We start from the raw sequence: 23,081 nt of genomic DNA, 5'->3' as shown, positions 1-23,081 counted from the left end.
TGACCCCGCTGGGACGCAGCGCGGGCTCAGGAGCCGGCGGCCCGCGTCAGGGTCCCGTTGAGGTAGAGCCCCTCCTGGCAGCTCTGCGGCGCGGGAGCGCCGACCGGGGCACCGGGTCGGCGGCAGGCGACGGTGAGGGTCACCCTGGCCCCGGCGGGCACCCGGATCGGCGTCACCGAGTGGTAGTCCTGGTTGCGGAAGTTCTCCAGACCGTAGGTGACCACCCGTACGTCGTCGGCAGTGACGGTCAGGGTTCCGGTGTCCCCCTGCGGGTTGTCGACCAGAAAATCGGTGATCAGGAGCACCCGGTTGCGGGGCACGGTGTAGCTGCGCGACGCCGTACCCCTGGGATTGGTCCGCAACACCAACGCGGTGGCGAACTGCCCGCCCTGGCCGATGCCGCCGCTGCCACCGGCGGGCGCCGGCGACGGCGTCGGGCCGGCGGGGGGCGCGGCGCGCTCCTGCTCGACGGCGTCCCGCGCCGCCTCGTCGGCGGCCTCGTTCGCCGCCTCCTCCGCCTCGGTCGCGACCTGCGCCACCTTCCCGTCGACGGCCTCCCGGGCCGCCGACCGCACCGCCGGGCGCAGCAGGCCGAACCAGATGGCGAGCAGGAGCAGCAGCAGCGCCAACAGCAACGCCAACAGTTTGAACAGCCAGGCGGAGAGAACGGGTTGCTGCACCAGCGTCCCGTCCAGGGTGACGGCCCGGCCCGCCGCATCGGTCAGCAATGCCCGGAACGGCAGGTGTCGCGGGGAGCCGCGCCAGAGCAGCCGCCGGGCCCGTACGCCGAGGACTGCCGCGTACTGCTCGCCTGCCGCCAGGTTCGTCGTGCTGGGCCGGGGTGCGAAGCGCAGCTGTTCGTTGCCGTCGACCGTGGTGACGGTCAGCGTCTCCCCGACGTTGCCGCCGTTGACCCCGGCGAGGCGGTAGCGAGCACCGAGCCGGGCCCGGCGCACCTGCGGCCGCAGCTCCGCGGTCACCTCGTTGAAGGGCGCGATGGTCAGTACGCCCTCCTCGACCGTCGCGGTCTCCGGTGCCTCGGACGGAACCACCCGGACGCCGTACGGCAGCTCCCCGGCCCGGACCTCCGAGGACCGGGGCGGCCGGACGGTGAGCGCGACGGTCTGGCTGGCGCCGGGATAGAGGGAGACCCTCGGCGGGTCGAACGTCGCCCACGTGCCGGGTATGCCGACGATGTCGAGGTCGTACGCCTCGACGACGTCACCCGGGTTCCGGACCGTCACCGGTATGTCGACGCTCTCTCCCGGCACGACCACCGCAGGCGTGTCCACCAGACCCAACGAGATGCTCATGTCCCCGACGGTAGGGACGGTGGCACCGCCTGCGGACCGACCACCGGGGTACCGGCACGGGCAGAGCCGTTGCCCGTTAGGTCCACGTTAGGTGCACGCGAAGTCCCGTCCGGCACCCTTTGCCGTACTGCTGCGCGCACCGGCACCTGCCGTACACGCGGTGGCACCACGCCCACGACGGGGCGTCGACCTGTGGGGAGGCTGGAGATGAACCGTGTCACGGTGAGCGTCCACGCGGAGGACCCGATCTCGCGGCTGGGGGTGGAGAGCCAGCTCCGCTCCCGGCCGGACCTGTGGGTGGTCGAGCCGGGCCAGGAGACGTCCGGAAGTGTCCCCCTGGTGGTCGTCGACGCCCTCGACGAGTCGGCGACCCGGCTGTTGCGTCGGCTGCACCGGGCTGGCCTGACCAGACTGGTGCTGGTGCCGGCGAGGATCGACGATGCCGGACTGGCCCTGGCGGTGGAGCACGGCGTGGTCGGGCTGGTCCGCCGCACCGAGGCGAGCGCGGAACGGCTCAGCCACATCGTGCTGGCCGTCGCCCGTGGTGAAGGGGCGCTCCCCGCCGACCTGTTGGGTCGGCTGATGGCCCAGATGGGCCGGCTCCAGCGGCAGGTACTCGAACCGCGCGGCCTCACCCTGCTCGGACTGAGCACCCGGGAGGTGGACGTGCTACGGCTGGTCGCGGACGGGTTCGACACCCGGGAGATCGCCAGCAAGCTCTCCTACTCGGAGCGAACCGTGAAGAACGTCCTGCACGACGTCACCAGCCGGCTCCAGCTGCGGAACCGGGCGCACGCCGTGGCGTACGCCCTCCGCAACGGGTTGATCTGAACAACCGGGGCGACGGCCACCGTACGCGGATTGCCTGAACGTGCCGGCACCGCTGCCCCCGCCGGTGCCCTCCGGTCCGGAGCGGCCGGCCGACGACCGCCGGAGGATGGCGGTGACCCACCGACCGCCGTCCACGTCCACCGCGACTCCGCCGAGGTCCACTTGCGACGCAGGATCAAGTTTTCCGCCGTACTGGCCGTGCTGGCTGTGCTGCTCGTCGCCGCGCCGCTGCCCACCGCCGGCCTCGTCGACCAGAGCCGGGCCGCAGCGAACGCGCCGGCCCCGACGGCGGCGCCCGTACCGGCCCCGAATTCCGACCTGAGCCAGCGGATCGCGTACGCCGGCACCGGGCACCGCAGCCTCGGCGTGATCCGCGGCGAGGGGTCCACGGCGACCGCGGCACCGTTCTTCGACGCCGGACCCGACCACTTCGACGACGAGGTCTCGGCCCGTGGGTCGGCGGCGACCTGGGTGAGCCGACGCGACGAGCGCAGCACCGAGGTGTACCTGCGCCGGGGCGCCGGTCCGGTGCTCCGGGTCACCCGGAACTCGACCGACGAGTCCCGGCCGGTGCTCTCCCCCGGCGGCAGCCGGATCGCGTACAGCTCCGCCGCCGGCCGCGACGACGGCGGGCACGACGTCTTCGTGATCGACGCCGACGGGGGCGGTACCCGCCGGGTGACCGACGGAACCGGCGACAGCAGATGGCCGACCTGGTCGCCGGACGGCAGCACGCTGGCCTTCGCCGGTCGACGCGGCGGCGACAGCGTCGCCCAGATCTACCGGCTGCCCGCCGCTGGCGGCCCGGTCACCCGGGTCACCGCCGAGCCCACCGGGGCCGCCGAGCCGGCCTGGGACCCGAACCCGACGCACCGGCGCATCGCCTACACGATCGGGCCGGCCGGCCCGCGTCCCGAAGTGTGGCTGACCGCCCCGGACGGCACCGGCCGGGTCCGGATGCTGCCGCCCGGCTGGCAGGCCCGGCAGCCGGCCTGGACGGCCGATGGGGCGACCGTGGCGTTCGTCAGCCGTACCCTGCCGGACGGCGAGGCGACCGGGAACGTCGACCGGGTCTACTCGGTACTGGTCCAGGAGGACCTGTGCGAGTGCGTGGTGGTGCCACGGCTCGCCGAGAACCGCGACGTCAGCCATCCCACCTGGTACGCCGGCTCCGGCACCACCACCGGTTCCCTCCTGGTCGCCCGGACCAGCGCCGTTGATCGGACCACCGCCACCTTGCAGGACATCCGGCCCGACGGGGTGGATCCCCGCGACCTGCGCCTGTCGGTCCTGCGCGAGGACCCCGGGGCGACCGCCGACTCACGGCTGCTCTGGGAGCCGGTCGACGGCGATCCGTGGTTCGAACGGCAGGCGTACTCGCCGGACGGGCAGCGGATCGCGGTCAGCCGGTACGAGACGGTCGACGGCGTCCGGACCGAACGGATCTGGATCGTGGACGCCAGCGGAGGCCGGCCACGGCTGCTGCCGATCGCCGGACGGGGTCGCGGCGACCGGGAGACGGATCCCGCCTGGTCGCCGGACGGTACCCGGCTCGCCCTGGTCCGCGACTCGCCGGGAAACGGATCCGGGGCGCCGCGTACCCGGTCCCGGATCGAGGTCGTCGACGCCGTCACCGGACGCCACCTGCTGGACCTGCCGGTCCCGGACGCCCTGTCCGGGCTCGACGACACCCAGCCGGCCTGGTCGCCCGACGGCGCCCGACTCGCCTTCACCCGGGGCACCTACCGGGGCGACGTGTCGACCCACATCTGGACCGCCAACGCCGGCGACGGGCTCGACCAGACCGACCTGACCGCGACGATCTGCGGCAACGAATGTCCGGTCGTCGACGACAGCGCGGCGTACTCGCCGGACGGCACCCGGCTGGTCTTCAACCGCGAGGCTGACGGCCTGGTCCTGGTCGACCTGGACGACAACCGGTGCCGGCTGCTGCTGCCCGCCGGCGGCGGATCCTGCGCCCGGCCGGTGCCGGACCGCGACGACGGCCCGCACCAGCCGCGCGACGTGGCCTGGTCGCCGGACGGCGGGCGGCTCGCCTTCTCGGCCAGGCGGGCGGCGGGCAACAACTCGCCCGAGGCGCTGTGGAGCTACGACCTCGCGGGCGGCGAGGTCCGGCCGCTCACCGGACACCTGCCGGGGCGGCAGAAGGAGCCGACCTGGCAACGCCGCGTCGACATCGCCACCGCCGTGTCGGCCCGGTCGCCCGGCACCACCGTGGGCGGCCGGACCTCGGTCCGGCTCGCCGTCACCGACCAGGGGCCGACCGCCGCCGACGACGTCCGGGGCAGCCTCCGCGTCCCGGCCGGGCTGTCGGTGACCGGTCTCGACACGCCGGTCGGCGACTGCGTGCTCGCCACCCTCCGCTGCACGCTGGGCCGCCTCGGGGTGGGACGTACCGTCGAGATCAGGGTCGACCTGGTGGGCACCGCCCGGGGCAGCTTCGAACTCGACTGGTCGGTCGAGGCCAGCCCGACCGACGCGGACCCGTCGGACAACCGCGCCGTGACCATGGTGCGGGTCGCCCCCGCACCACCGGGCAGCCCGGCCGATCCGGCGCTGACCGTCTCGGCCGACCCGCAACCGGGGTACGTCGGCGGCACCGTCACCGTCACCTACACGGTCCGCAACGCCGGCGGTACGACCGCGACCGGCCTGCGGCTCCGGCCCAACCTGCCCGGCGGCGTACCGGCCGGCGGGGCTGTCGCGGGCTGCCCGGCCGACGGCTGCCCGGTGCCGGATCTCGCCCCGGGCGCCGCCGCCACCGTCGCCGGCACGCTCTCCCCGGGCGCGGCGCTCAGCACGACCGTCCGGGGCACCGTCGGCACCACCGGCGGCAACGCCGACCCCGACAACGACACCGCGAGCACTCCGCTCCGGGTGGTCGCACCCCGGATCGTGGCGGTACCGCCGATCGGGCCGCCCGGGTTCGTCGCCGCGATCCGGGGGGTGGACTTCCCACCCGGCCGGCCGGTACGGCTCTCCTGGGACGTCGGCATCACCGCGGCCGCCCTGCCGGTGCGACCGGCGGCCGACGGCAGCTTCACCGCCCAACTGCTGGTGCTGCCGAAGGACCGGCTGGGCGGCCGGTCGGCGGTGGCCAGCGGTACCGGGTTCAGTGCGGTGAGCACACCGTTCCTGGTGGTGCTGCCGGCCCAGCAACCACCCGGGCTCCTGCACCGGGGCTGGTGACGAGGGATGAGGGCGGACGCGTGATACACGAGGTCGACGAGGGACTGCGCGGGCTGGTCGCGGAGGAGGCGCTGGCGGGTACCGGAGTGGACGTGTCGTTCGAGGCGCCCACCCGGGACTGGGCGGCCCGCCGCAACGCGCCGACGGTGAACCTGTTCCTCTACGACATCCGGGAGGACCGGTCCCGGCACTTCCAGGGCCGGATCGCCGAACTCGACGCGGCGGGCCGGACGGTGGCCTGGCACGACGCGCCGCACTTCTTCGCACTGTCCTATCTGGTCACCGCGTGGACCAATCGGCCCACCGACGAGCATCGACTGCTCTCCGCCCTGCTCGCCGAGCTGGTCCGGTACGACGAGCTGCCGACCGAACGGATGACCGGCTCGCTGGCCGCGCTGCGCCTGGCGGTGCCGATGGCGGTCGCCGCACCGCCCGGCGAGGGACGGGCCCTCGCCGACGTGTGGACCGCGCTCGGCGGGGAGCTCAAGCCGTCGTTGGACCTGGTGGTCGTCGCGCCGGTCGCGACGCGCCGGACGGTGGCCGCTCCCCCGGTGCTGGAGCGGACCGTCCGGGTCAGCGACACCGCCGGGGTCCTGGCGAGCCACCGGACCCGGACCGGAAGAGGGAACCGCCGGGACGGCGCGCCGGACGGGGCGGCGCGGGCCGGATCCGACCGGCGACCCGGACCGGACGACCGGGAGCGGCGGTCGGCCACGCCGGACCAGCCCCGATGAGCGGCCAGCCAGCAGCCGTCCACCTGCTGGGCCGACTCGGTCTGGTCGCCGCGCGGGTACGTCGGCTGGTCGCCGACCGCCGCCGGGACGATCCCGATCCGGACGACGCCTTCCGGGGGCTGTACGTGTCGGCGGCCGATGCCGAACGCCTGGCAGCCCCACCAGCCGGAACAGCCGGAACAGCAGGGCCAGCCGGAACAGCCGGAACAGCCGGAACAGCCGAACCGGATCTGGCCGACGCCCAGGCGCTGGCCGTGCTGGAGGCGGCTGCGGACCGGGCCGCCACGGACGGGGCCGACCTGCGGCTGCGCCGGCTGGCGCACGACTTCGGGCTGACCGGGCTGGACCTGGAGTTCCTGCTCGTCGCGCTGCTGCCCGACGTCGAGGCCCGGTACGAGCGGCTCTACGGCTATCTCAACGACGACGTCAGCCGGCGCCGGGCGACCATCGGGTTGGCCCTGGAGCTGTGCGGGATCCCCGCCTCGGCAATCACCGGACGGTCCCGGTTCGCCGGCTCCGGGCCCCTGGTCGGCGGCGGTCTGCTGCTGGTCGAGCAGCCGGACCAGCCGTACCTGTCCCGGTCGTTGCGGGTGCCCGATCGGGTGGCCGCGCACCTGCTCGGCGACGACACGGTCGACGCCCGGCTGGCCGAGGTGGCCTGGCCGGCGGAGGACGGCGCGGCCGTACAGGGCGACGCGTCGGCGCGGGACGAGCTGGCGGGCCGGCTCGGCTCCGCGCTGCGCGCCGGGGTACGCCTGGGCTACCTGCGGGAGCGCCCCGGCGCCGCCGCCGCCGACCTGGCCGTCGCGGCGCTGGTCCGGGCCGGCCGGTCGGTGCTCCGGCTCGACCTGGACACACTGGCCGCCGACCCGGCCCCCGGCGACCTGCTCGCCGCGACGGTCCGGGAGGCGCGGCTGCGCGGTGCCGGGCTGGTCGCCGGCCCGGTCCAGGCACTCGACCCGGCCGCGCAGCCGACACACGCCCGGCTGCTGCGCCGGGTCGCCGACCAGCCGGTGCCGGTGCTGCTGACCGGGACGGTCGAGTGGGATCCACACTGGAGCCGGCAGGCGCCGCTGCTGGTCACCGCCGCGCCACTGGACGAACAGGGCCGGGCCCGGCTGTGGCGTACGGCCGGCGGGGCACGGACCGCGGACCGGCCGGCCGGCTGGACCGACGGGGTGGACTCGGCGCGCGAGCTGGCGCCGTACCTGCTCGGCCCGGACCAGGTACGGCGGGCCGCGCAGGCCGCCGACCAGCTGGCGCTCTTCGCTGGCGCGGACCGGGTCGACGCCGACCATCTGCGCGCCGGGGTACGCGGGCAGAACGCCGCCGGCCTCGCCCGGCTGGCCCGACGGATCGAACCCGCCGTCGGCTGGGCCGACCTGGTGCTCGTCGACCCGATCCTCGACCAGTTGCGGGAACTGGCCCTGCGGGTGCGGTACCGGGACCGGGTGCTGGGCCGGTGGCGGATGCGTCCCGGTGGCGGCCGGGGCCGGGGCGTGCTGGCGCTCTTCGCCGGCGACTCGGGTACCGGCAAGACCATGTCGGCGGAGGTGATCGCCACCGACCTCGGCCTGGACCTGTACGTCGTGGACCTCTCCACCGTGGTGGACAAGTACGTCGGCCAGACGGAGAAGAACCTGGAACGGATCTTCACCGAGGCGGCCGACGTCAACGGCCTGCTGCTCTTCGACGAGGCGGACGCGATCTTCGGCAAACGGTCGGAGGTGAAGGACGCCCACGACCGCTACGCCAACCTGGAGAGCGCCTACCTGCTGCAACGGATGGAGTCCTTCGACGGGGTCGCGGTGCTCACCACGAACCTGCGGGCCAACCTGGACGAGGCGTTCACCCGGCGGCTCGACCTGATCGTCGACTTCGCGATGCCGGACGTGGCGCAGCGGCGCGCGCTCTGGGACCGCTGCCTCGGCACCGAACTGCCCCGGGACGAGGACCTGGACCTCGACTTCTGCGCCCGCAGCTTCGAGCTGACCGGCGGCAGTATCCGGGCCTGCGTGGTCACCGCCGCGTACCTGGCGGCGGGGGCCGGCCGGCCGGTACGGATGTCCGACCTGGTCGGCGCGGTGCAACGGGAGTACCGCAAGCTCGGCCGACTGCTCCTGGAGAGCGAGTTCGGCGAGCACCGACCGCGCGGGGAGCCCGCGCGGGTCCACTGACGGCAGGAGGACAGCCATGCGCGCGCACGATCCGCCGGACCGCGACGTCCCGACCCGCTCTACCCAGCCGACCCGGCCGGGGGTCGGCTCCGCACCGCCGACCGGCTCGGTGGCCGCGATCCTGGCCCTGCAACGCCGGGCCGGCAACGCCGCGGTGACCCGGGCGATCCAGCGGCTGTGCTCCGAACACGACACCGACCAGCGGCAGACCCACGAACACGGCGACGGGCAGCGGTCCGGGCCGGAACCGGTGCAACGATCGGCGGTGCACGAGGTACTGCGCGCCGCCGGGCGACCGCTCGATGAGCCGACCCGGACCGACATGGAGGCCCGGCTGGGTGCCGACTTCTCCGACGTACGACTCCACACCGACGCCCTCGCCCAACGTTCGGCGGCGGAGGTGGGCGCCCGCGCCTACACCTCGGGATCCCACGTCGTCATCGGCCAGAGCGGGGCCGACCGGCACACCCTGGCCCACGAACTCACCCACGTCATCCAGCAGCGCTCCGGCCCGGTCGCCGACGCCGACGACGGCCACGGTCTGCGGATCTCCGACCCGGGCGACGCGTTCGAACGGGCGGCGGAGGCGAACGCGCACCGCGCCCTCAGTGAGCGGCCCACGCAGGCCCACACCGCACCCGTACCGGCCGGGCCGCCGTCGGGCACCCCTGCGGTCCAGCGGGTGACCGAGGACGACCTGCACAGGGAGCCGCCTGGCCCGTCGCTCCGGCTCCGCGGCCCACGCCGGTCGCTCTCCGGCCGACGCATAACCCAGGTGGAGGACCAGCTGAACTGGCGGGCGTTGAGCGAGAGTCATCAGCAGGCCACCGGACAGAGGCCGGACGGGAAGGAACGGATCAGCCTCGACACCGACCTCACCTCGCTGATCGAGTTGAGTCCGGACGAGACTGGGCGCAACCTCGGCTTCGCCCTGAGCACCGTGGCGGAGCAGGAGGCGAATATCCCGCGGTGGGTCGGCAGCCACCGCCGCGGCCCCGCCGAGATGATGGAGCAACTCGGCCGCCTGGATCCGGTGTCCCGCCCGTACTGGCAGGCCCAGGCCGCGCGGGACCAGCAGCTCGCCAACGACGCGGTGGCCCGGGCCGGGCGGTACCAGCATGAGTCCGGTGCCGAGAATGCGCAGGCCCTGAAGGAGGCGACGGCCGGCAGGCTGCGCGGAATTCCGATGCCCGCGATCGACGCCACGGACATGCTCCTGCTGGCCGGCGACGGTCTGGTCATCGGCGGGTCGCACGACGAGGAACCGTTCTTCGCCTGGGCCACCACCCACATGGCGCAGTTGTACAAGAACGGGGTGCGGACCCTCTACCTGGAGGTGATCCGGGAGGACGGGCACCAGCGCCTGGTCGATGCGTACCTGAGCAGCGGCGAGATGAGCCCGGAGCTGACCAACTTCTGCAACACCTACCGGCGGAAAAAGTCGGTGGACCTCGCCGCGTTCCTGGCGGCGGCCCGCGGCACGGGTATGCGGGTCAAGGGTACCGGCGGGCGGCCGGCACGCCTCTTCGGAGAAAACCTCCACAGCCGCGCGGTCATGCTGAACACCTACGGCGAGCAGGTGGTCCGGCGGGACCGGGCGCAGTCGGTCGGCCAGGGTGCGGACCCTGGCAAGTACCTGATGCAGGTCGGTACGGCGCACGCCAGCACGCACACCAACACCGAGCCGAACCCGGCCGTCGCGGGTGGAGTACCCCTGCCCAACCAGTTCCCGGGCATCAACGAGTTGCTCGACGTCCCCGCCGTACGCCTCGAAGACAGCCTCAACGACAACAAGATGCTCCGCCCCATCTGACCCCTCTCCCCACGGCTACCCCGGTCGCTGTCCCCCGGGCGGGACAGCGACCGGGGTGGGCCGGCACATATCCGGGGCGGCGACACCGGCACCCGAGTCCCGCCCGGCCGGCCGGCCACGACAGCTCGGCCCGGCCGGCCACGACAGCTCGGCCGGCCACGACGCGGATCAGGCGACCCGTAGCGCCCGCTTGAGGAAGACGACGGCCTGGTTGATGGCCGCCTCCGCCGCCTCGGTGCCGCGCAGCGCGTCGAGCATCACGAAGTCGTGAATGGTCCCCTGGTAGCGGGTCGCCGACACCGGGACCCCGGCCGCCCGCAGCCGGGCCGCGTACGCCTCGCCCTCGTCCCGCAGCACGTCGGCCTCGGCCGTGACGACCAGTGCCGGCGGCAGCCCGGCGAGCTGTTCGACGCTCGCCCGCAGTGGCGAGGCGGTCACCTCGGCCCGCACCGCCTCGTCCGGCGCGTACTGGTCCCAGAACCACCGCATCGCGTCGCGGCGGAGATGGAAGCCCTCGGCGAACAACCGGTACGACGCGGTGTCGAACCGGGCGTCGGTCACCGGATAGAAGAGCACCTGCCCGACCGGTCCCGGCCCGGAACGCCGCTTCGCCAGCAGCGCCACCGCCGTGGCCAGGTTGCCGCCCACCGAATCGCCGGCCACCGCGATCCGCTCCCCGTCCAGGTCGACCGCACCCTGTCCGGCGAGCCAGCGCAGCACCACGTAGCACTCCTCGACCGCCACCGGATAGCGCGCCTCGGGCGAGAGACTGTAGTGCGGGAAGACCACCGCGCTGCCGGTGCCGACGGCCAACTCCCGGATCAGCCGGTCGTGGGTCTGGCAGTTTCCGAAGACCCAGCCGGCGCCGTGCAGGTAGAGGATCACCGGCAGCCGGCCGATGGCACCCGCCGGCCGGACCACCCGGACCCGAATCGCACCGACCGGCCCACCGGGCACCATCCGATCGTCGAGGTCGACGTCGGGCCTGGCGATGTTCCCGGACTGGAGTTCGTCGAGGACACGCCGACCCCGCTCCGGCCCGAGCTGGTGCAGATAGGGCGGGTCCGCGCTCGCCTCGGCGAACCGTCGGGCGGCGGGTTCCAGCACGATCCCGATGGCCCCGCTCGTCGCGCTCACCGCCGCGACCCGCAGGCGGGCGGCGCCGGCGCCGCCCGGAGCAACTCCACGTCGAGAAGACAGCCACCGACGACGAGCCCGAGAAGGGTACGCCGGCGGGCTGCCGAATTCTGCTGCCTGGGCATGGGCATCCGACCACTCCGGGAATCCGGGCCGCGAGCGCGGCGGAGACGGTTGAGGTGTCCCTCGGGTACGCGGAGCCTGCCGGCACCCGGCCCGGCAGACATCCGCCATTTGACGGCACCTGAGCGGAACTGCCCCATCGGGTACCGGCCGCTTCCCCGGTGCCCGCCCGTCGGGTCATGTCTGCCGGCCCGGCTTCGGCCCAGACTTCTCCCCACGGATCGCCGTTGCGCCCGAGGGAGTCTGTTATGCCGTCGTACCTGTCACCCGGCGTGTATGTCGAGGAGGTGCCGAGCGGCTCACGCCCGATCGAGGGGGTGGGCACCGCCGTCGCCGCCTTCGTGGGCTTCGCCGCAAGGGGACCGTTCAACACCCCGAGCCTGGTGACCAACTGGAGCCAGTTCGTCCAGACGTTCGGGGAGATGGTCGAGGACGCCTACCTGGCCCAGGCGGTGTACGGCTACTTCGCCAACGGCGGCGGCGTCTGCTACGTCGTCCGGGTCGGTGCCCCGGCGGCGCCGGCCGGCGGGAACACGGCGGATCGGGCCGTCACCGGGCCACCGGTACCGCTCGGCACCTACACCGTCATGGCGCTGCCCGGCTCCGGCGACGCCGGTGAGATCACCGTGGAGGTGGCCGACGTGCCGGGCGAGGCCGTACCGGAGGACCGGTTCCGGCTGGTGGTCCGGCAGGACGGCGTGGAACGGGAGACGTTCGAGGTCTCCGCGAAGCGGAACACCAAGGCGTACGTGGTCAACCAGGTGCGCGAGCGGTCGAAGCTGATCTCGGTCGAGGAGGCGGCGTCGGCGAACGCGCTGGCCCGTCCGCCGAAGCAGTCGGTGAGCGTACCGCCGGTGCCGGCCGACCCCGCCGGCCTGCCCGCCCGGATCTCCGCCGACGACTACGTCGGGGACGCGGACGCCCGGACCGGCTTCGGCGGCCTGGAGGCGATCGACGAGATCACCATGGTCGCGGTGCCCGATCTGATGAGCGCGTACCAGCAGGGGCGGCTCGGCCTCGACGACGTCAAGGCGGTCCAACTGGCGGTCATCTCGCACTGCGAGCAGATGGCGGACCGGATGGCGATCCTCGACCCGCCGCCGGAGCTGACCGCCCGGCAGGTACTGAGCTGGCGGCAGGACGCGACGGGGTACGACTCCCGGTTCGCCGCCCTCTACTACCCCTGGATCAGGGTCTTCGACCCGGCGAGCGGGCAGCACCGGTTCATGCCGCCCAGCGGACACGTCGCCGGGCTGTGGTCGCGTACCGACACCGAACGCGGTGTCCACAAGGCACCGGCGAACGACGTACTCCGGGGCGTGATCGAGGTGCAGAACAGCGTGACAAAGGGCGAGCAGGACCTACTCAACCCGGTCGGGGTGAACTGCATCCGCACCTTCCCTGGCCGGGGGATCCGGGTGTGGGGGGCCAGGACCCTCTCATCGGACCCCTCGTGGCGTTACATCAACGTCCGCCGGCTGTTCAACTACATCGAGGAGTCGATCCTGCTCGGCACCCAGTGGTCGGTCTTCGAGCCGAACGACGAACGGCTCTGGGGCACGATCCGGCGCAACATCGCCGCGTTCCTCACCGAGGAGTGGCGCGGCGGGGCGCTGTTCGGCAGCACCGCCGCCGAGGCCTTCTACGTCAAGTGCGACCGGGAGACCAACCCGCCGGAGTCCGTCGACCGCGGCCGGGTGGTCTGCGAGGTCGGGGTCTGCCCGGTGAAGCCGGCCGAGTTCGTGATCTTCCGGCTGTCCCAGTACTCCGACAGCACCAGTCTCGTCTCGGAATGACCCGGAGCGAATCCAGAGTGGACGTTGACATGCCGACAGGAAGAGGACGGTAACCAGCGATGGCGGAGAACGGCGACACCTTCGCGACCCACCGGTTCCAGGTGGAACTGGGCAAGGCCCGGGTCGAGTCGATCCAGGAGGTGAGCGGCCTCGTCGTGGAACTGGACGCGATCGAGGTCACCCAGGTCACCCCGACCGGGGAGTACATCATCCGCAAGCTGCCCGGGGCGCCCAAGGGCGGCGAGGTGACCATCACCCGTGGGCTGGACAAGAGCAGCGCGTTCACCGAATGGATCAAGGACACCTTCGAGAAGGGCGCGATCGACACCGCCCGGCAGAACATCAGCGTCATCATCGTCGACGCGAAGAACGAGGCGCAGCGCCGGTTCGACCTGACCAACGCCTGGGTGAGCCGGTGGGAGGGGCCCACCCTGAAGGCCGGCGACGCGAGCCCGGCCACCGAGAAGGTCACCATCGTCTTCGAGGACATCACCAGTTCCTGACCTCCCGGCGGCCGTCGCCGCGGGCGAGAACCCCAACCGATTTCCCGAGGGGAGGTAGCGGTGTCGTCGTCCGGCCCTGACCGGCCGGACACGCCGCGACTTTTATGAGACGCCGCACCGTTTCGCACACCGCCCTGGACGAGCCGCCGGACGGCGCGGAGCCCGTACCGGGCGCCGATCCGGCGGGACCGGCCGGCCCGCCGAGGCTGCAGACCGAGTTCTCCTTCGAACTCCCCCGGGGGTACGTCGACACGGCCGGCACCGTCCACCGGTACGGCACCATGCGGCTGGCCACCGCCCGGGACGAACTCGCCCCACTGGTCGACCTGCGGGTCAAGGACAACCCGGCCTACCTGTCGGTGGTGCTGCTCAGCATGGTCATCACCCGGCTGGGCACCGTCACCGACGTACGGGCCGAGCACGTGGAGCGGTTCTTCGCCTCGGATCTCGCCTTCCTGCAGGACTTCTACCGGCAGGTCAACGCCGAGGGGCACAGTCGCGCCGCGGTGACCTGCCCGCACTGCGAGTCGGGCTTCGAGGTGGACCTCGCCGGTGGTCGCCCGGGGGAATCGTGACGTACGCGGCCGACCGGCTCTACGAGGAGGTCGCGTACGTCGCCTACCACTTCCACTGGTCCCGGGACGAGATCCTCGACCTGCGCCACGACGAACGACGGCGCTTCGTCGCGGAGATAGCCGCCATCAACACCCGCGTCAACGAAGGCCGGTGATCGGCGATGGGCGTACGCGATCTGCTCCGGCGGTGGCGCCGACCGGCCGACGAGGTCGGTCTTCCGGCGGACCCCGGTCCGGCGCCGGCCGCCACGGATCCCGGTTGGCGCTCGGTACCGCCGATGACCGGTCTGGCCACCCGTGCCGAGGCGCCGCTCAGTGATCCGCAGGGCTTCCGGCGGCGGCTTGCCACCTGGCGGGATCCCGCGTTCCACCGGCCGCTCGAACATCTGGTCAGCCCGGACGCGCCAGGCGGGCTGGGACACGGCCTGCTCCGGCCGGTGCCTCCTGCGCCAGCCGAGTCGACGCGGCGGGCCCGCCCGGTGCAGCGGCGGACCCTACCGACGCCACTTCCGGTCGGTGCCGACCCGGTGACCGGTGCCCACCTGACGACCGGTGCTGACCCGACGACTGGTGCCCACCCGACGACGGGTGCCGACCCGAGCGCACCGGCCGGTGTCCCGGCGGCCCCGGCCAAGGCCGGACCGACCACCGCGCCGACGCCCCGGAGCGGGAAACCGCTTCCGGCGGACCGGTCCAGCGTGGCACCGCCCCGCCCGGTCCGGCCCTCCCCCGCCCGGCGCCCCGGCGGACCGCTCACGGTGGCCCGGGTCGCCGCGTCGCCGCGCCGACTTCCCGCCATCGCGTCCCTCCCCGCTCCGGCCGGCCGGCCTTCCGCAGCGCCAGACTCCGCAGGTCCGGTCGTGGTGAAGCCGGTCTCCGAGGGTTCCCGGACCGGCCGCCCGGTCGACCGGGCCTCGGCTGCGGTATCCGGGCCGGTCGTCGGGATATCCGCCCCGGTCGTCGCCGCACCGGAGCCGCCGACCGGGCACGGCCCGGCATCCGGCGCACCTGTCCCACCCACCGGTCCGCAGCCCCCGCCGGCAGTGCGGCCATCGGCCCGCCGGACGAACCATCCGACGCCGCGGCTCGGCCTCGGCGAGCCGATCCAGCTGCCGCCCCCGGACCCGGCCGCTCCGGCGGCGGTGCTCTCCCGGCGCCCACCGGCCGCCGGTCGACCGACCGCTCCGACCACCGGCACCGGCACCGGCACCGGCACCGGCACCGGTCCGATCGTCAGCGGTCGGACCAGCGGTGTGCCGGCACCGGTGCAGCGGTCCAGCACGGCGGTTCCGGCCGTCCGGTCGGCGCCGGACGGCACGAAGTCGCCACCACCCGCCGGAAATCAGCCGTCGCAGACCTCCGGTCCGCCGGACGGCACGGGTTCGCCTCCACCCGCCGGGAATCTCCCGCCGCAGACCTCCGGTCCGCCGGTCGCCGGCCGGACCACCTCGACCGCCCCGATCACCGACACCCACACCGCCCCCGTCACCCCGGCCGCCCCCATCGCTCCGATCGCCCCGGCCACCACCATCCGGGCCCGACCGGTCACGGCCGAGCATCCGGCGTCGACGGCCGCGGTCGGCCGCTCCGACCGGGCAGCCGATCACTCCGTCCAGCGAACGGGTCCGGCCGACCGAGGAGGCCGATCCAGCCGACCGCCGACGGGTGCCGCGCCGGCCTCGGCTCCGACGTCGGGCGTACCCGGATCGGCCGGGCCCGGCCGCACACCACCCGGCGTCCCCGCAGCCCCGGGCGGTCCTCCAGCGCACCGGTCCGGCCCTCCGGCCGTCCCGTCGGTCGGTCTCGGGTCTCCACTCGCCCCGAGCGCCCTGCCCCGGGTCGCGGCTCGGCCCCCGTCGCCGGCCGGACCGCCTGGCGGGGTGCCCCACGTCGTGCAGCGCTCCGCCGAACCACACCTCCCGGGGCCGACGCCCCAGCCACACTCCCCGGTGCCGAAGGCCGCCGGTACCCCTCCGGCAGCCACCGGCGCCCGTGGCGCGACCGCCACCGGCCCGGCAGCGGATTCCCGGTCGACCTCCGGGAAGCCACACAGCCCCGCCGACCGGTCCGGGCTCCCGGTCACGCAGCCGGCCGGGCGGCGGACGGGGCGGCAGGCCGTCCCACTGCTCGGCGGACGGCCCGCGAGCCCGACCCTGCAACGCCGCGCCGTACCCGGTCCGTACCCCGGGTACGGCGCGGGCTCCGAGACGACCGGGTCGGTCCGCCGCCGTACCCCGGCCGGCCCGGTGGTACCGATCCGCTGGTCCCGACCAGCCGGCAACACCCCGGCCGGCGCACCGGCGACCACGACGACACCCCGCGTGCCGGCAACAGACCAGGAGGCACCGACCATGGCGGATCCGACACGACCGCGCGGCGGCTCGGGTGGCGCCGCCACCCGGACCCTGACCTCGCCGCCCGCACCCCTTCGGCCAGGGTCCGGCGGTCCGCCGTACGTCCGGTTGGCCGGCACCCCGGCCCGGCCGGTCCCGATCCAGCGGACACCCGCCGGCGCCGCGCCGGTGGCGATCCCCCGCCCGGTGCCCCGGACGCAACCCCCGGCCGGGCGACGGGCGGGCGTCACGGCCGGCGGGCGACGCCCGCCCGTCGCCCGGCCGGGCGGGCCGGCGATGCCGGTACAACGCGACGCGGTCGGCTCCACCACCGGCCCGGCGGCGGACCCGTCCGAACGCCCCACGCCGGCCCGCCCGACGGCGGCGGTCAACTCCGCGCCGACCCTGCACCGGACCGCCGGCTCGGCCAGCCGCAGAGAATCCGGCCGGGACGGCGCCGGAGCCGGCTCGACCGCCGGCGGAGGAAGCGCCGGCGCCGATCGACTCGGGTCGGCTCGGGAGGACCGGGCCGCCGCCGAGCGCTTCCACCACCTAGACCGCCGCGCCCTGGACGAACTGGCGCACCGGCTCGTCGAGCCGATCAGCCGGCTGCTGCGGGCCGAACTACGACTGGGCCGCGAACGTGCCGGCCGGTGGCTGGACGGTGGACGTTGACCAGCACCGACCCGGGCACCAGCGTCCACTTCCGGCTCCGCATCGACGGCATGGACCTCGGGGACTGGAACTCGTGCGACGGACTCGGCTGCGAGATCGAGGTCGAACAGCATCAGGAGGGCGGCAACAACGGCTTCGTCTGGCAACTGCCGTCCCGGGTGCGCTACACCAACGTCACCCTCAGCCGGCCGCTCATGCCGGACACGGCCAAGGTGGCCCAACTGCTCACCACGCTTCCGCAGGGGGTCACCCGGGGCACCGCCCAGATCGCCGCGCTGCGGCCCGACCGGGCGCTGCTGGTGCAGTGGGGCCTGAACGACGTCGTACTGGTCCGGTGGACCGGCCCGTCCTTCGACCCCACCCGCTCCGAGGTGGCGACCGAGAGCATCGAACTCGCCTACCACGGCTTCCTGGAGGTGGGTTAGATGCGGGACCGCCAGCGAACGCTTTCCACCGGCGGAGCGGCGTCATGAAGAAGCCGACCGGCAAGGTCTCCGCGTTCATCCAGCGCTACAACCCGCCGCTCGGCGGCGGCAACCGGCCCGGTGGCCCGCTCGGCGGACCGGTGACCTTCATGTTCAACCCCAACCAGCTGACCCTGACCAAGTCGGCCTCCTGGATTCCGCACGTGGTACGCGGGGCGGAACAGGTCGGCATCCCGGAGTTCAGCGGCTCGGAGCCGCGCACCCTGGCCCTGACGGTGTTCCTCGACGTGACCGACAGCCACGACCGTACGGTGCAGCAGCGGGTCGAGACCCTGCTGACCTGCTGCACGCCGACCAGGGCCAGCATCGCGGCCAAGGCCCCGTCACCACCGTGGGTGAAGTTCACCTGGGGTCAGTTCCAGACCGTCTCGTTCTACTCGTACGTCAGCCAGGTGACCGCGACGTACACCCTGTTCGACAGCTCGGGAACCCCGTTGCGGGCGACCTGCGAGCTGAACCTGACCGAGATCAGCGGCAGCAAGCCCGGCCAGAACCCCACCTCGGGTGGGCGCTCCGCCCGCCGGGTGCACCGGGTGGTGGACGGCGACTCGCTGCCGTTGCTGGCGCACCGGGAGTACGGCGACCCCACGGTGTGGCGGGTGATCGCCGAGGCGAACGACATCGACGACCCGACCCGGCTGGCTCCCGGCACCGAACTGCTGCTGCCCGCCCCGGACGAGTTTCCGGCCGAGCCGGCGAGGGGCCACGAACCGACCGCCGGGGCCACGGCCCTTCCGTGGCGAAGGTAGGTGCACAGCGTGCCCGAGGGAAATCTCACCAATCTGCTGGTGGTCGGCGCTCCGAACACGTTGCCCGGCGAGTGGCCCGAGCGGCTGGTGTACGGCTGCGTCGAGGACAGCAGCAACCTGCCCGCGTCGGCCACCCTGCGCTACCACGACCAGGGGTCCCGGCTGCTGCAGGAGTCCCGCATCACGATCGGCCGGAAACTGACCGTGGCGGTACGTGCCGGCGACAGCAACCGGGAGGTGCCGCTGTTCACCGGCGAGGTGGTGACCGTCGAGACGGATTTCGACGGCACCGGCACCTACACCAGCATCCGGGGCCTGGACCTCTCGCACCGACTGATGCGGGGCCGGCGGGTCGCCAGTTACCAGAACCGGACGGCTTCCGACATCGCCCGGGAGCTGGCCCGGTTCGCCGGCCTGCCGCTCGGCCGGATCGACCCGACCTCGGTGGTCTACGACATGGTGTCCCAGCCCAACGTCAGCGACTGGGAGTTCCTCAAGATGCTCGCCGCCGACAACGACGCCGAGGTGGCGGTGGTCGACGGCCGGTTCGTGTTCCGCCGACCGGTCCGAGCCGCCTCCGCGCCCGGCCCGGCGGCGACCGCCGAGCGCAGCGACTTCGTGGTGGAGATGGACGGCAACCTGCTCGCCCTGCGCTCCACGGTCACCTCGGTCGGTCAGTACACCGACGTGGAGGTGCGGGGTTGGAACCGCCGTACCCGGGAGCCGGTGATCGGCCGGGCCAAGGTGACCGGCAGCGACGAGGTGCGGCTCTCGGTGACTGCCGGAGAGCTGTCGGCGGAGTTCGGCACCTCCGAGATGCTGGTCGCCGACGTGCCGTACGAGACGCCGGCCGAGGTGGGCACGGTGGCCCGGGCCCTGGCCGCCCAGGTGGCGGCCGGCTTCGCCGAACTCGAGGTGGGCATCCGGGGCAACCCGGAACTGCGGGCCGGGGTACCGCTCGCGCTCAACGGCGTGGGGCGGCCGTTCGAGGGGAAGTACACCGTCACCGCCAGCCGGCACGTCTTCGGTCCGGCCCGGTTCTACGAGACCTGGCTGACCGTCAGCGGCGGCCAGGACCGTTCACTGGTCGGGCTGACCTCCGGCGCCCTCGCCCCGGCCCGGTCGGTCCGGATGCCGGGCCTGGCCATCGGTGTGGTCACCAACGTCAACGCCGGAATGGATCGGCAGCATCCGGAGCGGCGCGACCAGGGCTGGGTCAAGCTCAGGTTCCCCTGGCTCGACGACCAGTACGAGACCGACTGGGTCCGTACGGTGCAACTGGGCGGGGTCGGCGGTGGTGGGGTCGTCTGCCCCGAGGTCGGCGACGAGGTGCTGGTCGGGTTCGAGCAGGGGCTGCTGGACCGGCCGTACGTGCTCGGCGGGCTCTACAACGGTGTCGACCGGCCGTCCCCGCACGACGGACCGCTCGTCGACCCGGCGAGCGGTTCGGTGAACCGGCTCTCGCTGGCCACCCGTCAGGGCCGGGCGGCCGGCCGTCGGCGTACCGGGAACTGGGTGGAGCTGCTCGACGGGCCGACCGTCGCCGCCGCCCAGGGAATCCGGCTGCGCACCGAGAACGGCACCGACAACCTGCTGCTGCACCTGGACCGGGCCGGCACCTCGGTGGTGGTACGCAGCGACGGCAGCGTGGTGATCGAGGCCAGTACCGAGGTCACCATCAGCGGGACCGGAAGCGTCTCGGTCGAGTCGCGCGGACCGGTCGCGGTCACCGGGCGAGGAGTGTCGTTGGATGCCGGGCTCGGCGACCTGACCCTCTCCGGCGCCAACGTGTCGGTGTCCGGCCGGGTCGTACGGATCAACTGAGTGCGGTGCCGCCGGCATGCCGGCGGAGTCGTGCGCCGGATGCGCAGTGGGCGTACCCGGCGAGAGGGAGGAGATGCGCGATGCCACCAGCAGCCCGGATCGGGGACAGGGTCGGCCACGGCGCGCCGACCGGTACCGTCGGCCTACCCGGCGTCGCCGCGGCCGGGCCGGGTCCGGCGGGTGGCGTGGGCAGGGTCCTGATCGGTGGTCTGCCGGCCGCGGTGGTCGGCACGGTCTGCGGCTGCCCGGTCCCGCCACCGCACCAGGCGCTCGGTCCGGGCAACGTGGTGCTGCCCGGTCCCCCGCCGCCCCGTGGGCAGGTGCTGATCGGCGGCTTTCCGGCCGCCCGGGTCGGCGACCGGACCAGCTGCTCGGCCGTGATCATGACCGGCGCCCTGAACGTGATCATCGGAGGCTGAGCGGCCGTGGCGGAACAGTTCATCGGCGCCGGCTGGGCGTTCCCGCTGCGGGTCAACGCCAGCGGCGGCATCGCACTGGTCACCCGGGAGCGGGAGATCGTCGAGGCGGTACGGCTGATCCTGGGTACGGCCCCCGGCGAGCGGCCGATGCGTCCCGAGTTCGGCTGTGGGGTGCACGACTACGTCTTCGCGCCGGCGGACGAGAACACCGCCGGGCAGATCGCCTTCGAGGTCCGGGCGGCGCTCGACCGCTGGGAGCCGCGGATCGAGGTCACCGACGTACTCGTGGGCTTCGACGAGATGGCGGCCGGAACGCTCTACATCGACATCCGGTACCTGATCCGCGGTACCAACGACCCGCGGAACCTGGTCTTCCCGTTCTACGTCATCCCGTCCCACGACGGGCCCGACGCCGAGGTGGAGGACTGATGGCCCTGCCCACGCCCAACCTCGACGACCGGCGTTTCCAGCAGCTCGTCGACGACGCGAAACGCTTCATCCAGCAACGCTGTCCTGAGTGGACGGACCACAATGTCTCCGATCCCGGTGTCACCCTGATCGAGGCGTTCGCCCAGATGACCGACGAGCTGCTGTACCGGCTGAACCGGGTCCCGGAGAAGAACTACCTCGCCTTCCTCGACCTGATCGGCGTCCGGCTCTTCCCACCGACACCGGCCCGGACCGACCTCACGTTCTGGCTCGCCGCGCCGCAGGCCGAGCCGGTGCTGCTGCGGGCCGGCACCGAGGCAGGCACGATCCGTACCGAGACCGAGGAGGCGATCGTCTTCGCCACCTCCGCCGACCTGACGATCGTCTCCTGCGAACTGACCCACCTACGGACCCATCCCGCCGACGGGCCGGCGGCCGACCGTACCGACCGGGTACTGGACGGCCGGGACGTGGCCTGCTTCGCCGCCACCCCGACCGTGGGTGACGCCCTGCTCCTCGGCCTGACCTCGGCGGTCCCGTCCTGCGCCGTGGTACTCCGGCTGGACAGCCGGGTGGAGGGAATCGGGGTTGATCCCCGCCAGCCACCACTGCTCTGGGAGGCGTGGGACGGCGCCGGCTGGGTGGCGTGCGAGGTGGACAGCGACTCCACCGGCGGACTCAACCGCCCCGGCGACGTGGTGCTGCACGTGCCGGCCGGACACACCGCCTCCGCCGTCGCGGACCAGCGGGCCGGCTGGCTGCGGTGCCGGCTGGTGGCCGCCGAGCCCGGCCAGCCCTTCTACGCGGCGTCGCCGACGATCCGGGCCGCGTCGGCGTTCACCATCGGCGGCACGGTCGACGCGGTGCACGCCGAGACGGTCGTCGGTGAGTTCCTCGGCGAGTCCGAGGGGGTGCCGGGGCAGCGGTTCCGGGTGGCCCGCCCGCCGGTGATCCCCGACGACCAACCGTTTGTCGTCGAGGTCTCCGACGGCACCGGCTGGCAGGAGTGGCCCGAAGTGGACGCGTTCGGCGCCACCGGCCCGGACGACCGGTGCGTGACGCTGGACCGGACCATCGGCGAGGTGGCGTTCGGTCCGGCGGTCCGCGAGCCCGACGGATCACTGCGCCGGTACGGCGCGGTCCCGCCGAACGGCGCCCGGTTGCGGGTCCGCCGATACCGCACCGGAGGTGGACGACGCGGAAACGTGGCCCGGGGCGCGATCTCGATGCTCCGCAGCTCGGTGCCGTACGTGAGCCGGGTGGAGAACCGGGAGGCCGCCGCCGGCGGGGTGGACGGCGAGTCGGTGCAGAGCGCCCGGCAGCGCGGCCCGGTGCAGCTCCGGGCACAGGACCGGGCCGTCACCGCGCGCGACTACGAGCTGATCGCCGGGCAGGCGGTGCCGGCGGCGGCCCGGATCCGCTGCCTGGCCGCCGGGGACGGTGCCGACCCCGGCGGTGTACGCGTCCTCGTCGTACCCGAGGCGGTCGCGGACGCGGACGAACGACTGCGCTTCGAGCAGCTGATCCCGCCCGACGACATGCTGGCGACCATCGCCGGGCACCTGGACGCCCGCCGACCCATCGGGGTACGCCTGGTCGTGGAACCGCCGTTCTACCGGGGTGTCACCGTGGCGGCCCGGCTGACCGCCCGGCCCGACTCGGCCGCCGAGCGGCTCCGGACCGCCGCACTCGACGCGTTGTACGGCTACCTCAACCCGCTGCGTGGCGGGCCGGACGGGTCGGGCTGGCCGTTCGGCCGGCCGGTGCAGTCCGGCGAACTCTTCGGGGTGCTCCAGCGACTGACCGGCGTCGCGCTGGTGGAGGAGGTGCTGCTCTTCCCCGCCGACCCGATCACCGGCCGGCGCGGTGCGGCGACGGCCCGGGTCGAACTCGACCGGCATGCGCTGGTCTTCTCCCACGAGCACCAGGTCCGGGTGGAAGAACGTTGAGACCGG

At 73.8% G+C, this 23,081-nt stretch carries 18 protein-coding genes; 16 read left to right on the top strand and 2 right to left on the bottom strand.

Annotated features, from left to right (window positions below; genetic code table 11):
• Nucleotides 1-26: 26 nt before the first annotated feature.
• Nucleotides 27-1,313: a COG1470 family protein gene (locus tag H4W31_RS24545; protein ID WP_192768796.1), complete on the bottom strand. Its 1,287-nt coding sequence runs from the start codon at nucleotides 1,311-1,313 to the stop codon at nucleotides 27-29.
• A 207-nt stretch (nucleotides 1,314-1,520) separates the two neighbouring features.
• Between H4W31_RS24545 and H4W31_RS24540 the strand changes: the two genes are divergently transcribed.
• The 5 genes from H4W31_RS24540 (at nucleotide 1,521) to H4W31_RS43060 (ending at nucleotide 10,078) form a co-directional block, all read left to right on the top strand.
• The gene (locus tag H4W31_RS24540) at nucleotides 1,521-2,144 is read left to right on the top strand and encodes a helix-turn-helix transcriptional regulator (RefSeq protein WP_192768795.1); all 624 of its coding nucleotides are present in this window, start codon (nucleotides 1,521-1,523) and stop codon (nucleotides 2,142-2,144) included.
• Between the two features lie 162 nt (nucleotides 2,145-2,306).
• A complete protein-coding gene (locus H4W31_RS24535; protein ID WP_192768794.1) occupies nucleotides 2,307-5,354 on the top strand; it encodes a DUF11 domain-containing protein in 3,048 nt (1,015 codons plus the stop codon).
• 20 nt (nucleotides 5,355-5,374) lie between these two features.
• The gene (locus H4W31_RS24530) at nucleotides 5,375-6,088 is read left to right on the top strand and encodes a DUF4255 domain-containing protein (protein ID WP_192768793.1); all 714 of its coding nucleotides are present in this window, start codon (nucleotides 5,375-5,377) and stop codon (nucleotides 6,086-6,088) included.
• Nucleotides 6,085-8,265, top strand: a complete 2,181-nt coding sequence (locus H4W31_RS24525) for an ATP-binding protein (protein WP_192768792.1) — start codon at nucleotides 6,085-6,087, stop codon at nucleotides 8,263-8,265. The genes H4W31_RS24530 and H4W31_RS24525 overlap by 4 nt, the downstream gene beginning before the upstream one ends.
• Before the next feature lie 16 nt (nucleotides 8,266-8,281).
• Nucleotides 8,282-10,078, top strand: a complete 1,797-nt coding sequence (locus H4W31_RS43060; protein WP_225945658.1) for an eCIS core domain-containing protein — start codon at nucleotides 8,282-8,284, stop codon at nucleotides 10,076-10,078.
• A gap of 168 nt (nucleotides 10,079-10,246) precedes the next feature.
• Here H4W31_RS43060 and H4W31_RS24515 read toward each other — a convergent pair whose 3' ends face one another.
• Nucleotides 10,247-11,215 carry an alpha/beta hydrolase gene (locus H4W31_RS24515; RefSeq protein ID WP_318783381.1) on the bottom strand — a complete coding sequence of 323 codons (969 nt, stop codon included), beginning with the start codon at nucleotides 11,213-11,215 and terminating at the stop codon, nucleotides 10,247-10,249.
• Nucleotides 11,216-11,586: 371 nt separating this feature from the next.
• On the opposite strand from H4W31_RS24515, the gene H4W31_RS24510 reads away from it, so the two are divergent.
• From H4W31_RS24510 to H4W31_RS24460, 11 genes are all read left to right on the top strand, one after another.
• A complete protein-coding gene (locus H4W31_RS24510; RefSeq protein ID WP_192768790.1) occupies nucleotides 11,587-13,134 on the top strand; it encodes a phage tail sheath family protein in 1,548 nt (515 codons plus the stop codon).
• Nucleotides 13,135-13,193: 59 nt separating this feature from the next.
• Entirely contained in the window at nucleotides 13,194-13,637 is a 444-nt protein-coding gene (locus H4W31_RS24505) for a phage tail protein (RefSeq protein ID WP_192768789.1), read from the top strand.
• Between the two features lie 104 nt (nucleotides 13,638-13,741).
• Nucleotides 13,742-14,212 (top strand): zinc-ribbon domain-containing protein, encoded by a 471-nt coding sequence (locus H4W31_RS24500; protein WP_192768788.1) that lies wholly within the window; start codon nucleotides 13,742-13,744, stop codon nucleotides 14,210-14,212.
• Nucleotides 14,209-14,367 carry a DUF6760 family protein gene (locus tag H4W31_RS24495; RefSeq protein ID WP_192768787.1) on the top strand — a complete coding sequence of 53 codons (159 nt, stop codon included), beginning with the start codon at nucleotides 14,209-14,211 and terminating at the stop codon, nucleotides 14,365-14,367. Before H4W31_RS24500 ends, H4W31_RS24495 begins: the two co-directional genes overlap by 4 nt.
• 6 nt (nucleotides 14,368-14,373) lie before the next feature.
• A complete protein-coding gene (locus tag H4W31_RS24490; protein ID WP_192768786.1) occupies nucleotides 14,374-17,220 on the top strand; it encodes a hypothetical protein in 2,847 nt (948 codons plus the stop codon).
• Complete coding sequence (locus H4W31_RS24485) at nucleotides 17,199-17,645, top strand: phage tail protein (protein WP_318783380.1); 447 nt, start codon at nucleotides 17,199-17,201, stop codon at nucleotides 17,643-17,645. The genes H4W31_RS24490 and H4W31_RS24485 overlap by 22 nt, the downstream gene beginning before the upstream one ends.
• Nucleotides 17,646-17,689: 44 nt before the next feature.
• On the top strand, nucleotides 17,690-18,454 hold the full coding sequence (locus tag H4W31_RS24480) for a CIS tube protein (protein WP_192768785.1): 765 nt from the start codon (nucleotides 17,690-17,692) through the stop codon (nucleotides 18,452-18,454).
• Nucleotides 18,455-18,463: 9 nt separating this feature from the next.
• Entirely contained in the window at nucleotides 18,464-20,278 is a 1,815-nt protein-coding gene (locus H4W31_RS24475; RefSeq protein ID WP_192768784.1) for a VgrG-related protein, read from the top strand.
• Between the two features lie 80 nt (nucleotides 20,279-20,358).
• Entirely contained in the window at nucleotides 20,359-20,697 is a 339-nt protein-coding gene (locus H4W31_RS24470) for a PAAR domain-containing protein (RefSeq protein WP_192768783.1), read from the top strand.
• 6 nt (nucleotides 20,698-20,703) lie between these two features.
• On the top strand, nucleotides 20,704-21,126 hold the full coding sequence (locus H4W31_RS24465; RefSeq protein WP_192768782.1) for a GPW/gp25 family protein: 423 nt from the start codon (nucleotides 20,704-20,706) through the stop codon (nucleotides 21,124-21,126).
• The gene (locus H4W31_RS24460) at nucleotides 21,126-23,075 is read left to right on the top strand and encodes a putative baseplate assembly protein (RefSeq protein WP_192768781.1); all 1,950 of its coding nucleotides are present in this window, start codon (nucleotides 21,126-21,128) and stop codon (nucleotides 23,073-23,075) included. Before H4W31_RS24465 ends, H4W31_RS24460 begins: the two co-directional genes overlap by 1 nt.
• Nucleotides 23,076-23,081 lie beyond the last annotated feature (6 nt).

Source organism: Plantactinospora soyae (genome assembly GCF_014874095.1).
Lineage (GTDB): Bacteria > Actinomycetota > Actinomycetes > Mycobacteriales > Micromonosporaceae > Plantactinospora > Plantactinospora soyae.
This window is presented reverse-complemented; position numbering and strand designations above follow the sequence as displayed.